Origin of the sequence: Synechococcus sp. RedBA-s (assembly GCF_024345495.1) — a bacterium.
In the GTDB taxonomy this organism is placed as follows: domain Bacteria; phylum Cyanobacteriota; class Cyanobacteriia; order PCC-6307; family Cyanobiaceae; genus Regnicoccus_A.
In genome coordinates this window covers 1-11,983 of the sequence record NZ_JAGQBF010000051.1, presented here as the reverse complement: position 1 = coordinate 11,983, position 11,983 = coordinate 1, and the positions used below count along the sequence as shown (strand labels likewise).

Sequence of the window (11,983 nt, the reverse complement as noted above, 5' to 3'; positions counted from 1 at the left end):
GCTTGATCATTTGGTAGCGGGACAATCGTCTCGCCTTGAAGTCATGGATGCCAGTCATCTGGCGGATCTGCATGTGCAGAGGATGAGCTTGTGGCTTCTCAATGTTGACTCAGAAATGGCAATATTTCGAGGTGCCCTGAAGTAATCCACGATGCTGTCGTGGTCTGTGCGGGGCTGATCGGAGAGCGTGGGTAACAGCACCGCATCGCGGCTGTACAACCGTGCCACCTGCTCCGGATCCCGACTCTGCAGCGCCCAGTTCCAGCGCTCAAACAGCTCCTGAACTTCGCCCTGACTGATCAGGGCACAGCCGCTCGGCCCATCCCTTTTCAGGATCGAGTGACGCGATTCGAGCAGTTCCAGCTCCAGCCAGATCAATCCGTTGCATGGCAGAAGGGGATGGTTCAGCAACGAGGGCGGCCGCTGGCGAGGCCCCACGCGCCAGCACCGCACGCTGCCAGCTGGGAGTAACGCCACCTCCGCTTCCAGCCAGGCGGGAAGACTGCCCTGCCCCATGGCCACCGACAGGAGTTGGCGTTCGCTTCGGTGCCTGCCACTGAGATCTGAGGCCTGCAGCGCCACGGTGAGAACGGACGCCGTGTCTGAGGTTGCTGCCTGGGGTTGGCGGAAAAGGGCGGTATGTCGCATCACCAGGCCGGGCAGCATCAGCGTCGTACTTTATGAGAACGATTCTCGTTCCCTGATGCGCGGCCGGTGCTGCTGGTCTCATCCCCAGGCTTCGCAGCTCAGGGGTTCTCGCTTCCTCCGATGACCTCAGACGCCCAGGAATGGTCAGGGCAGGAGCCCTGGGATCAGCACCCCTCAGCCGAAGAACAGGCCCGTTTCGAGCGTCTGCATGATGCGTTGCTACCCAGGCACGGCAACCTGCAGGGCCAGCAGTGGCAGCTCTGGGTCTGCGTGCAGGCCATGCAGAACCTCACCACGGCCGTCGTGCAGGCCTTGGCGAGCGAGCCACCAGCCCTGCAGCGACGCCTGGTGGTGCGGCGGCAGGTGCTCAACGAGCTGAGGGCGTTGCAGGCCTGGCTGCTCTCGGTGGAGCTGCTGCTGGAGCGCACGGGCGAGGTTGCTTGGCCCGAGGCTGTTGAGCGGCTGGCGCGGGAGCTGGTGGGTGAGCTGGCCCCAGATCCCAGCTGCGAGCGCCGGCTGCAGCTCAATCAGTTGCTGGAGCGCAGCAGCGCTGATGGTTGAAATCTCCCACCCCGTGCTGCCCCCAACCGGTGGCCCGCTGACGCAGCAGCTGCGCGGCCGGGTACATGGCTGCATCACAGGATTGGCCTGGGCCCCGCAGGCACCCCAGCTGGCGATCGCCAGCGCCGCTGGTGAACTGATCCTGGTGGATTTTGAAGCCGGCGTGGATTGGCCCCTCCAGCAAGCCAACGCTTCTGGCGGCCAGGGCTTTGATGCCCTGGGGTTCTCCAGCTGCGGCCGCTGGCTGGCAGCTGCCGGGGAGGCTGGTGTGCTCTCCCTCTGGTGCCTTGCAGACGACGTGCCAGAGCAACTGCTGGTGCCGGCGCTCGAAGGCTGGATCGATCAACTGGCCTGGCAACCGGATGGTGTGCTGTTAGCGGTGGCACGAGGATCTGAGATCTGGATCTGGCACGGCCGCGATCAGATCTGGTTGCTGCCGTTGCGCACCCCGGGAGCCGCCGTGATGGCCCTGAGCTGGAGTCCATCCGGTGATCAGCTGGCGGCGGGCACGGGCCAGGGGGTGTGCATCTGGAGCCTGCCGCTGGTCCCACCCCATAGGGCTGAGCCCCTGCAGCTGGACACGGGCTCGGCCGTGTTGCAGCTGGCGTGGGGAGGCGATCCCCCTTGGCTCGCGGCGGGCTTGATAGACAGGCGCCTGGTGCTGTGGCGGGATCTGCGGCAACCCATGCTCGGTGTCGGTGACTTGCCAGGCAAGATTCACGCCCTTGCATTGGCCTCTTTGCCCAGCGGGCAGCGGGGGCTGCTGGTGGCAGCGGCGGAGGCCGCAGTGTTGTGGTCGGGTCAGGGGGATGACCTCGAGGCCTGGGATGCCGTGTTGCTGCCCTGGCATCTTGATCGGATCACGGCATTGGCCTGTGGCCCTGTGCAGGCTGGAATTGTCACGGCGTCGCGCGATGGCACAGCGGCGCTGTGGAGTGAATCGGGATCGCTGCTCCAGGTGCTGAAGTTGGATGGGCAGCCCTTCACTAGCTTGGCCTGGCGTCACGACTGTCAGGCCCTGGCGGCGGGCGGTGAGGAAGGGGCCTGGGTGATGTGGCCCCTCAACTCGCCGGAGGACAAGCGCCCATGAGCAGTGCGACCCCATGGCCACGTGGTTGTATTGATCAACTGCGCTTCAACGCTGATGGGCTGATCCCTGCCATCACGCAGGACTGGCTCGACGGTGCTGTGTTGATGTTGGCCTGGATGACCCGCCCATCGCTGCTGGCCACGTTTGAGACCGGGCAGGTGCACTACTGGAGCCGCTCGCGCCAGCAGCTCTGGCACAAGGGAGCCACCAGCGGACACATCCAGCTGCTGCGGGGGTTTCGCTACGACTGCGATGCAGACGTGCTGCTGCTGAGCGTGCAGCAGGTGGGGGATGTGGCTTGCCACACCGGCGCCCGCAGCTGTTTTTATGAAGACGGTGACACGCCCACCGGCGGAGGCCCCCAGGCCCTGCCTCCGCCGGTGGATGCACTCAGCGCACGAGCCCGAATTCGGCCAGATGGGCGCACCAGCGACGGCGCCATCACCGCTGCTGCTGGGCTTGATGCGGCCTGCCAACAGCTGACCGGGGACTGGCATCAGGGCGTGGACGGTGAGGATCTTGACCACGCCCTGGCGCTGCTGGACGCGCTGCAGCAAGGCCTTGCTGCCCGCGGCTTCTCCTGGCGTGACTTGCTGAAAACGGCGAAACACGCTCCATTACTATGAGAATGATTCTCATTGCAGTGCACTCTGCCGTGATGGTCGCTGCCCTGGCTTTTCCCAATGGGCCATCCACTCGTGTTGTCTGAATCCTGATGAGCCTTCTGTTCGCCTGTCTGCAACGCACGGGGCTTTTGGCACTGGCTCTCGTCCTGGTGGCCTGCGGAGCCCCGCGGCAGGCCAATGACTCCAGCTCCGGTGGCAAGGGCTTCAAGGTGATGACCACCTTCCTGCCGATCACCCTGTTCACCAGGGCGGTGGCCGGGGATTGCGCTGAAGTCACCGCCTTGATTCCGCCCAACAGCGGCCCCCACGACTTCCAGTCCAAGCCGGGTGATCTGGCCGCCCTGAGGGAAGCCCGGGTGCTTGTGAAGAACGGGCTGGGGATGGAGGCCTTCCTCGACAAGCTTGTGAGCTCGTCCGGCAATAGCCAGCTGGTGGTGATCGACTCCAGCCGCGGTGTTGCCACGATCGACTCACCAGAGGAGCCAGGTCACGCTGAGCCTGAGCACGGCCAGGAGCAGGGCCACGCCCACGGCGAGGTGAATCCCCACATCTGGCTGGATCCGCTACGTGCGGTGCAGCAGGTGGAGAACATCCGCGACGGTCTGGTGAAGGCCGATCCCAGCTGTGCCGAGGGCTATCGCCGCAATGCGGCGGCCTACAGCACCCAGCTCAGGGCTCTCAACACCGAGATTGCAGGCCAACTCAAGCCTTTCCAGGGCAAGACATTCGTGGCCTTCCACGACTTCGCTCCCTACTTCGCTGAGCGCTTCGGCCTCAAAGCGGAGTTCTTGGTGGACGTGCCCGAGATCAATCCCTCCCCCGCCGATCTGCAGCGGGTGAGCGAGAGCGTGGAGCGCACCCAGCTGCGGGCGCTGCTCACGGAACCCCAGGAGGGGAACCGCTCCTTCAATGCCTTGGCCAAGGATCTGGGCGTAAAGATCAGCGTGTTCGACCCGATGGAGACCGCCAGCGAGGAGGCCTCCCGCGATCCGGGCACCTACCTCAGCGTGATGCGCCGCAATGTGGCGGACCTGCGCCAGGCCTTCGGCGAATGAGCAGCTCCACGGCCACTCCGGTGCTGGCGGTGCAGGGATTGACCGTGCAGCGCGATGGGCTGCTGGCCGTGGATGCGGTGAGCTTTCAGCTGGCAAGGGAAACAGACACGGCCCTGGTGGGGCCCAATGGAGCGGGGAAGAGCACCCTGGTGGCAGCACTTCTCGGTTTGCTGCCGCGGCAAGCGGGCACGGTGCTCCTCATGGGCCACGCCCTCGGGCCTGCAGGTCAGCTGCCCCGTTCGGTTCGCGTCCAGATCGCCTACCTGCCCCAGACCCTGTCCCTGCAGGGCCGTTTTCCCCTCAGCGTGGCGGAATTCGTGGGCTTCGGATTCGATCCACCAGGCCCGCGCCTTCCCTGGGCCGGCGGCCAACGCCGCCATGGGGCGGTGCAGCGCGCCCTGGAGCGCACCGGTTGCCGCGATCTGGGCGAACGGCTGCTGAGCGAGCTCTCCGGCGGACAGCTCAAGCGGGTGCTGCTGGCATTCTGCGTGGTGCGGCCCCGGCAGTTGCTGGTGCTCGATGAGGCCCAGGCTGGCCTCGATGCCCCGTCCAGCGAGCAGTTTCACCAGTTGTTGCTGGAGCTCCGCCGTCAGGAGGGCTGGACCGTGCTGCAGGTGTCGCACGATCTGGAGATGGTGCGGCGCAGCTGTGATCAGGTGCTCTGCCTGAACCGCCGCCTGCGCTGCAGCGGGGCACCCGATCACGCCCTCAGCCCGGCGCGTCTGGCTGAGCTCTACGGGGCCAATGTGGTGCCCTACCGCCACCAACACAGCCCTGGTGGGCGTCATGGTTGATGGCGCAGCTCTGGCCATGCTTCTGGACCAACCGTTCATGCAGCGCGCCTTGATCGGCGGGCTGCTGACCGGCAGCCTTGGAGGGCTGTTGGGCAGCTTTGCGGTGCTGCGTCAGCTCTCCTTTTTCAGTGATGCCCTGGGGCACTCCGCCCTGTTGGGCATCACCCTGGGCCTGCTGCTGGGGATCAACCCCACCCTGGTGCTGATCCCGTTTGCGGTGATCTTTGCGTTGCTGATCAACCAGCTGGTGCAACGCAGCCGCCTACCGGCCGATGCCCTGCTCAACATCGTGTACTCCACCTCCCTGGCGTTTGCTGTGGTGGCTCTCAGCTTGATGGAGACCTACCGGGGCGGCATCCATCAGCTGCTGTTCGGCGACATCCTCGGCATCGCTTGGCCGGACCTGGCGGTGATCGCCATCCTGCTCCTGGGAGCACTGGTTTATCTGGCCCTGAGCCTGCGGGCCCAAGTGCTGCTCACGCTCAACGACGACCTGGCCGGGGCGTTCGGCGTCCGCGCCAACTGGCATCGCCTGGCCTTCATCATCTTGCTGGCGGTGGTGGTGGCCGTCTCGATCAAGGCGGTGGGGGTGCTCCTGATCAGCGCCTTTGTGGTGATTCCGGCTTGTGCCGGCCGGCTGCTGAGCCGCCGCTTCCCGGTCTACATGCTGATTTCAGGCACCCTGGGCGGGGGATGTGCCCTGCTGGGACTGCTGGTCTCGGGGCTCACCAACCTGCCTTCGGGGCCCTGCGTGGTGATTGTGCAGTTCGCCGGTTTCATGCTGGCCCTGCTGGTCAGCCAAGTCCGTTGCTGGTCTCCAGCAATTGCTGTGCCAGCAGGGCCCCGAACTCCTGGTGCAGACCCAGCCGGCCGGGAATGAGCGTGACGCGATCAGCGCTCTGTGCCAGCCGCCCCATCTCCTCACCGGAGCGTGGTGGCGCTTCCCCTGCCAGCACCACGTGCAACGGGCACTGCAGCCGTTGCGCTTGCTCCAGCCACCAGGTCCTGTCTTCGGCGGGATCGAGCCCGCCGCTCACGAAGGCCGCACTGGCGAAGCGGGCGCCGCGGCGGCGGGCCAGCTGCTGTTGCTCCAGAAGGCGCTCCGGCGTCAACAGCGACCGCTCGACCCAGACGTGGCGCCGCAGCATCAGCCCCAGCACCGCCCGGCTGGTGTTGAGCCGGTAGAGCGCCGGGCCGATCAGCGGCGCGCCCACCAGCTGCCGCAACCAGCCGAAGCGCTGCGGTGACCAGCCCGTCATGGTGGGCAGGGGGCCCCGCCAGGTGGGCGCCACGACCACCAGCCGCTGCCACTGCCCTGACCATTCGGTGGCAAGGGCCAGGGCGATGGAGGCACTGTGCCCAGCGGCCACCACGGTGAGGCGTGTGCGGTTCTGGGCGTACAGGTAGCTGAGGATGGAGCGCAGAGCCGAGCGCAACAGGTCCGCGTCGTAGTCAACGCACGGGCGGTCACTGTCACCGAAGCCCGGCCAGTCGAAGCTCACCAGCTGGCAGCGATCCGCCACCGCCGCCGCCAGCGGTTGCCACTCGCTGCGGCTCGACACGGTGCTCAGGGCTGGCAACAGCAGCCAGGTGGGGGCCGTCGCCGGGCCCCGTCGCTCCAGCACCACCTGAAGCCGGCGACCACCTAAATCCAGAGACAGCGTTTCCGCGACACCTCCGAAGCCCGTGTTCATACGAACCCCCTGCCAGTGGCGTGGATCGGACCGCCGGCCCGTCGGAACGCGATATGGTCGCTGCCCGGGTCGTAGAGGGTGTAGTGCAGCCCGCTGCCCACCCCAATCACCTTGCGGCTGGGCACGCTCTGGTGCTGCTGCCGTTCTCCTTCGAGATCACGCAGGCGTGATTCGATGCCGCCGCCGCACAACTCCACGCAGAACTGCTCGCCGCTGCGGGCCGTGAACAGGCGATTCGCCTCCATGCGGGTGAGACGATCCAGCAGCTGCAATGGGGCTGTGTCGGCGGTGAGGCTGTCGCCCACATCGGTCGAACTGCCATGCAGCAGGGCGCAATCGAGCTCCACGAAGCCGAACTGCAACGACGCCAGCCAGGCCATGTGGCCGGGATCCACCGCCTGGAGCAGGGCTGCCACTGCCGCCTCCCCGCCGCTCTGGCGCAGGGCGTCGGCCCGGCGCTCACCGCGAAAGCCCCGCTCGGCCAGCAGCTGCTCTTCCCACCAGCCGTAGATGCAGTGCGGTTGCAGGTCTCCCCGGCGCGGCTGCTGCAGACGCTCCAGCAGGGCGTTCGCCTCGCGCTCAGGGCCGATCAGATCGCCGAGCACAAACAACGTGTCGACCCGCTGGCGGCGCAGCTCGGCCTGCACCGCCGCATAGACCGTCAGATCACCGCGCAAGCCGCTCAGCAGTGCCCACATCGCCATCAGCGCTCACACACGTGGCTGGCGTCGTCGGCCCGCTCGGCGTACTCGAATCCGTGGCGGAGCCGCCAGGCGAACAGCGGCGGCAGCCCAGCGGCCACGATCGCCTGGCAGGTGCGTTCCACGTCGTAGGGAACCTCGCGGATCTCCACGCTGTCGTCCTGTTCGTGGTGGATCACGTAGGTGGCGCTGGTGCCGCCGTGCCGCGGTTCCCCCACCGAGCCGGCGTTGACGATGCGACGAACGGGGAGATCCACCTCGCGTTCGATGTCGGGCCCAGGGTTCGCAACGGCTCGGCGCAATCGCATCTTGATCACCCCCTCGCGCAGTTCACGCACATAGGGGCGATGGGTGTGACCGCAGAAGAGCGTGTCGGCCTGCGCCGCCTCCACCCGCTCAAGGGCAGCGAAGGCATTCATGTCGGGCAGGAGGTATTCGTGCTGGCTGTTGGGGCTGCCGTGCACGAACAGCAAGCGATCGCGCCGCAACGACAACGGCAGGCTGGCGAGGAAGGCCTTGTTCTCCTCGCTGAGCTGGGCCGCTGTCCAGTGATGGGCCCGTTGCCCGCGCCGCTCAGCCAGCTGCGAGGGGTAGCTGCATTCGCAGGAATTGAGGCCTTCGATGATGTCTTCATCCCAACAGCCCTGGCAGCTGGGGATTTGACGCGCGCGGATCAACTCCACCACCTCATTGGGCTGGGGGCCGTAGCCCACCAGATCGCCGAGACAGGTGATCGTGTCGATGCCGAGCTGATCGATGTCGCAGAGCACCGCTTCGGTGGCGGCGAGGTTGGCGTGCAGGCAGGAGATAACGGCGTGGGCCATGGGGCGGTGGTTGGAGATGGCGACAGTCAGCGGGTGGCGAGGAGCGGAGCGCCGGAGGGGCGTTGTGGGGCCTGCTGCAGCTCCAGCACCGCATCGCTGAGCAGGCAGTCGGCGATTGTGGCCTCGATGCCAGCCGCATCCAGGTGTTTGCCCTGCACCACCAGCCGCGACAGGCGTTGCGGGCGGCCCTCGGGCGGAGCGACACGCTCCAGCGGCAGGAACTGGGTCCCCTCCTGGCTGACGATCCAGTTGAAGAAGAAGCTGCGGCCATCGGGCAGGTTCATCAGCGCCTTGGCGCGATACACCTCGCCGTAGGCCCCATTCACCAGCTCAAACCAGAAGCTGTTGAGGCTGGGGGGATCCCAGACGCTTCGGGTCAGGTCCAGGGCCCAGTTTTCGAGGGCGTTGAACTGCAAGGTGTCCTGCGGGGGAAGTTCCGCGTCACGGCCGAAGCTCAGATGGCGCTGCGGCAGGAGTTGCAGGGCTTCCAGCTGGGGGAGCAGCCGTGGGTCTATTCCGGAGCTGTCGGCATCGGCAGGCGGCTGGAACTGGGGCAGCTCAATCAGGGCCAGCAGATCGCCGCCAGGGTGCGCCAGGGCCTGGGCCGGATCGGCGAGATCGCGCAGACCCGGGCAGTGATCCGCCAGCACGGCCTGATCGATGCCGCCATCGAGGGCCTGCGGGCAGCCCTCAGCCGGGAAGCCCGCCAGACGCAGATAACCGCAGGGGCCCTTGTGGGCTTGCAGCTGGCTCAGGATCCAGCTGGTCTTGCCACAACCCGGTGGGCCGGAGATGAGCAGGATCCGGTTCATGGCGCCTCCACGCAGGCCTCAAGCTGCGCCTTGAGGGTGGGCTGATCGAGGCCTTTGCCGATCGCCACCACCTTGGTGTGGCGCGGCGTGCCGACTGGCCAATCGGAATCATCGATGGTGAAGCGCTTGCCGCAGAGGTGAAACAGATGGCGGCGTTCGCTTTCGCGGAACCAGAGCACCCCTTTGGCCCGGAACACCGTGTCGGGGAGCTGGTTGTCGAGGAAGTGCTGGAAGCGGCGCAGATCAAACGGCGCGTCCACCGCCAGGGACACGGAGCTGAAACCCTCCAACTCCGGCGTATGGGCGTGGTGATGGTGAGGCTCGTGATGGGGATGGTCAGGAGCGTGGTGATGCTCGTGGTCGTCCTCGCGGGCGTCCTCGGCGGCCTGCAGCGCCGCCAGGCGATCGGTTTCGAACAGCCCCACGCTCAGCAGCATGGCGAGGGGGACCTCACCATGGCTGGCGCGCAGGATGCGTGCGTCGGTCTTGATCTCCCGCAGGCTGGTCTCCACCGCGGCCAGCCGCTCCTCGGCCACCAGATCGCACTTGTTGAGCAGCAGGATGTCGCCGTACACCACCTGGGCCCGGGCGATCGGGCTGTCCAGAGCGGTGGCGTTGAAGTGTTCGGCATCGATCAAGGTGATGATCGAATCGAGCCGCAGCAGGTCACGGAAGTCGCCGGCCATGAAGGTCATGGCCACGGGCAGGGGATCGGCCAGGCCAGTGGTTTCCACCACGATGAAGTCGATCGGATCAGGGCGCTCCAGCACCCGATGCACCGCCTCCTGTAGCTCCCCATTGATCGAGCAGCAGATGCAGCCGTTGCTCAGCTCCACCATGGCGTCGCTGGTGGCCACCACCAGTTCGTTGTCGATGCCGATCTCGCCGAACTCGTTCACCAGCACCGCGGTGCGCAGTCCCTGCTGGTTGCTGAGGATGTGGTTGAGCAGGGTGGTCTTGCCTGCGCCAAGGAAGCCGGTCAACAGCGTGACGGGGACCTGGAAGGCCTGTTGGTCCATGGCCCACCACCGGCGAGAACGATTCTCATTCTGCCCCATTGGCGCTGGCTATGTCGCCGCCGCAGCCCCCTTCTCCGGCAAAATGTGTACAAGTGCACATCTGGCACCCATGTCCACGCCTGAGCGCCACTGCACCTCCAGCCGGGAAGGCAAGGTCATGCTGTCCTGCTGGATTCCGGAGCGCCTTCGCCAAGAGCTCGATCGCGTCTGGGCCGAGCAGGGCCTGCGGCCCCATGGCCGCACGCAGAAAGGCATGGAGTCCATGGTCAACTCCTTCCTGGCGAACCATGCAGCAGAAGAGCGCTAGTCCTCTTCTCCGTTTGCATAGCCACGAACGTGTGGCGTCATGACTTCCAGCAAGCCGCCCCATGAACCAGCAGAGCCACCAGCCCTCTTTGCTCAACCGCATCGCCTGGGTGTTGCTGTGCCTGGTGTTCATCCGTGCCGTGATCGGCAAGCTGACGGGCTTTGCCGGGGTGGCCGGCGCCATCGCCGCCAATGGACTGCCGCTGGCGCCCGTGGTGCTGGTGGCGGCCATGGCACTGATGGCGGTGGGTTCGGCCCTGGTGATCAGCGGCTGGAAGGCCCGTCTCGGAGCGGTGCTGCTGCTGCTGTTCCTGGTGCCCACCACCCTGCTGTTCCACGGAGACGTGGCGGACAGGATGGAGCGAATTCAGCTGTTCAAGAACCTGGCGATCATGGGCGGCCTGCTGCTGGTGGCCGACCAGGACAGCAGAGGCTGAAGAGGGGATTTCCCAGAACCTGAAAAATTTCTGAGGCACCCTGTGCCGCTCTCGGAAACAGGAGGAATACTCCCAGGTTTGCGTTCTTCTATGGGCATTTGCGGGGATCTACAGGGAGCTGATTTTGAAATGCGAAGTACTCAGTAGATTTCCGATATTTTTCGCGTCAGGTTTTCCCCTTTGGATGTTGGTTGCTCGGTCAGCTATGTTTTCCTGGGTCTATGCAGTTGTAGGGTTAATTTCAGAGAAGCGACTCAGCTGCTGGCGCCGCTTGTGGATCTCATTCTCGAGCTACTTGCGCTTGCTCCTGACCTCTGGCTCCTACTCAACCTTCTAATGTTGCCCATCACCCGCCGCGGATCACTTTTGCATCATAACCCAGCAACTTTCGGCGCTCGGCGTGCATGGGCGTTGTTAGGCGCTGATCGGGGAACAAAGCTCAATTAGTGACCCTTCTCTAGAACGAACATATGCAACTACTTGCCCCCAAGGTTTTGCGCTAGGCTCCTTGATAGAAATTGCGCCAGCGGCAACTGCCTTGGCATAGGATGATGCTACGTCATCGGTGACAAACGCCAGCTCAACTCCAAAAGGAATAGCAGTGAGATCGGATTTTTGATAATGCCCGTCGAGATTCATTTCGCCCATATCATGTGAAGCAAAAGCAAGCACCGTTTCGCCCGTATTCAACTCACCATACTGACCAGACTCATGCAAAAAGCGCGTTTCAAAGTCAAATGCATCCTTGTAAAAGGTCAGTGCTTCCGCAACCGATGAGACGTATACAATAGTGTAGCCAAATTTCATGTTTTTGCTTTTTGGGATTTTGCTTTTTTAGGCTTCGGGGCAGGAACCTCACTTGCTGTCAATTGAATGAGATTCGACATCCACTGTCGATCATCAAGTTGTTCTCCTATCAGGAAGTGAGGCTTGGCACCTGGGTACGGCGGTGCTTCTACAACATTGCCAATCATGGAACGTCCACGAGCAGTTGGCTTTATGAAGAGTTGGTTGTCACAAACAAGCGCAATGACTTTCTCATCATAGTAGATCGCATATTCACCAAACATTTTTTTGAAAGAGACTTGCCCCGCTTCGTTGATTTGATCGCGGGCATATTCAACAAAGTCTAAGTCTGAAGCCATGCAGTTCCCTGTCTTTTGGTGAGATTCAGTGAATATAACTCATGGGACAAGCGGCTAGCGCTCAAGATCAGCGGCGGGCAATTTACCAAAGCATTACTCATGCATCTCAGTGCCGTCCGCTGGATCTTGATGTTAGGGAACCCCTGAAAAACCCGCTAAAATCAGTCCCGATCTAGGACTGAGACTGGAACGGATGGCCGACCCTCTCCAGCTGGGCTTCACGGACTACGAGCAGACCTACGCCAAAAAGAGGACGCGTCGCCAGCGCTTC

16 protein-coding genes are annotated in these 11,983 nt (G+C 64.3%); 8 read left to right on the top strand and 8 right to left on the bottom strand.

Annotated features, from left to right (window positions below):
- Nucleotides 1–54 precede the first annotated feature (54 nt).
- On the bottom strand, nt 55–666 hold the full coding sequence (locus KBY67_RS14160) for a hypothetical protein (protein WP_255111727.1): 612 nt from the start codon (nt 664–666) through the stop codon (nt 55–57).
- Nucleotides 667–768: 102 nt separating this feature from the next.
- Between KBY67_RS14160 and KBY67_RS14155 the strand changes: the two genes are divergently transcribed.
- From KBY67_RS14155 to KBY67_RS14130, 6 genes are all read left to right on the top strand, one after another.
- The gene (locus KBY67_RS14155; protein WP_255111726.1) at nt 769–1,209 is read left to right on the top strand and encodes a hypothetical protein; all 441 of its coding nucleotides are present in this window, start codon (nt 769–771) and stop codon (nt 1,207–1,209) included.
- Complete coding sequence (locus KBY67_RS14150; RefSeq protein ID WP_255111725.1) at nt 1,202–2,299, top strand: WD40 repeat domain-containing protein; 1,098 nt, start codon at nt 1,202–1,204, stop codon at nt 2,297–2,299. The genes KBY67_RS14155 and KBY67_RS14150 overlap by 8 nt, the downstream gene beginning before the upstream one ends.
- Nucleotides 2,296–2,925, top strand: coding sequence for a phosphoribosyl-AMP cyclohydrolase (gene hisI, locus KBY67_RS14980; RefSeq protein WP_399214537.1), 630 nt, complete (start codon nt 2,296–2,298; stop codon nt 2,923–2,925). The genes KBY67_RS14150 and hisI overlap by 4 nt, the downstream gene beginning before the upstream one ends.
- An 89-nt stretch (nt 2,926–3,014) precedes the next feature.
- Nucleotides 3,015–3,980 carry a metal ABC transporter substrate-binding protein gene (locus tag KBY67_RS14140; RefSeq protein WP_255111724.1) on the top strand — a complete coding sequence of 322 codons (966 nt, stop codon included), beginning with the start codon at nt 3,015–3,017 and terminating at the stop codon, nt 3,978–3,980.
- Complete coding sequence (locus tag KBY67_RS14135) at nt 3,977–4,774, top strand: metal ABC transporter ATP-binding protein (RefSeq protein ID WP_255111723.1); 798 nt, start codon at nt 3,977–3,979, stop codon at nt 4,772–4,774. The genes KBY67_RS14140 and KBY67_RS14135 overlap by 4 nt, the downstream gene beginning before the upstream one ends.
- Nucleotides 4,767–5,654: a metal ABC transporter permease gene (locus KBY67_RS14130; RefSeq protein WP_399214540.1), complete on the top strand. Its 888-nt coding sequence runs from the start codon at nt 4,767–4,769 to the stop codon at nt 5,652–5,654. Before KBY67_RS14135 ends, KBY67_RS14130 begins: the two co-directional genes overlap by 8 nt.
- Here KBY67_RS14130 and KBY67_RS14125 read toward each other — a convergent pair.
- From KBY67_RS14125 to KBY67_RS14105, 5 genes are read right to left on the bottom strand one after another with little or no spacing between them, the layout of a single operon-like run.
- The gene (locus tag KBY67_RS14125; protein ID WP_255111721.1) at nt 5,569–6,468 is read right to left on the bottom strand and encodes an alpha/beta fold hydrolase; all 900 of its coding nucleotides are present in this window, start codon (nt 6,466–6,468) and stop codon (nt 5,569–5,571) included. The two genes, KBY67_RS14130 and KBY67_RS14125, sit on opposite strands and share 86 nt — an antisense overlap.
- A complete protein-coding gene (locus KBY67_RS14120; protein ID WP_255111720.1) occupies nt 6,465–7,172 on the bottom strand; it encodes a phosphoesterase in 708 nt (235 codons plus the stop codon). Before KBY67_RS14120 ends, KBY67_RS14125 begins: the two co-directional genes overlap by 4 nt.
- The gene (locus KBY67_RS14115; protein ID WP_255111719.1) at nt 7,172–7,993 is read right to left on the bottom strand and encodes a metallophosphoesterase; all 822 of its coding nucleotides are present in this window, start codon (nt 7,991–7,993) and stop codon (nt 7,172–7,174) included. The genes KBY67_RS14120 and KBY67_RS14115 overlap by 1 nt, the downstream gene beginning before the upstream one ends.
- Before the next feature lie 26 nt (nt 7,994–8,019).
- The gene (locus KBY67_RS14110) at nt 8,020–8,805 is read right to left on the bottom strand and encodes a GTP-binding protein (protein ID WP_255111718.1); all 786 of its coding nucleotides are present in this window, start codon (nt 8,803–8,805) and stop codon (nt 8,020–8,022) included.
- Nucleotides 8,802–9,863: a CobW family GTP-binding protein gene (locus KBY67_RS14105; RefSeq protein WP_399214534.1), complete on the bottom strand. Its 1,062-nt coding sequence runs from the start codon at nt 9,861–9,863 to the stop codon at nt 8,802–8,804. The genes KBY67_RS14110 and KBY67_RS14105 overlap by 4 nt, the downstream gene beginning before the upstream one ends.
- Before the next feature lie 70 nt (nt 9,864–9,933).
- Between KBY67_RS14105 and KBY67_RS14100 the strand changes: the two genes are divergently transcribed.
- Together KBY67_RS14100 and KBY67_RS14095 are read left to right on the top strand one after the other, a co-directional pair.
- Entirely contained in the window at nt 9,934–10,131 is a 198-nt protein-coding gene (locus tag KBY67_RS14100) for a hypothetical protein (protein WP_255111716.1), read from the top strand.
- Between the two features lie 61 nt (nt 10,132–10,192).
- A complete protein-coding gene (locus KBY67_RS14095) occupies nt 10,193–10,567 on the top strand; it encodes a DoxX family protein (protein ID WP_255111714.1) in 375 nt (124 codons plus the stop codon).
- A gap of 414 nt (nt 10,568–10,981) precedes the next feature.
- Here KBY67_RS14095 and KBY67_RS14090 read toward each other — a convergent pair whose 3' ends face one another.
- Both KBY67_RS14090 and KBY67_RS14085 read right to left on the bottom strand, forming a co-directional pair.
- Entirely contained in the window at nt 10,982–11,374 is a 393-nt protein-coding gene (locus KBY67_RS14090; RefSeq protein ID WP_255111713.1) for a VOC family protein, read from the bottom strand.
- Nucleotides 11,371–11,712: a TfoX/Sxy family protein gene (locus KBY67_RS14085; RefSeq protein ID WP_255111712.1), complete on the bottom strand. Its 342-nt coding sequence runs from the start codon at nt 11,710–11,712 to the stop codon at nt 11,371–11,373. Before KBY67_RS14085 ends, KBY67_RS14090 begins: the two co-directional genes overlap by 4 nt.
- Nucleotides 11,713–11,983 lie beyond the last annotated feature (271 nt).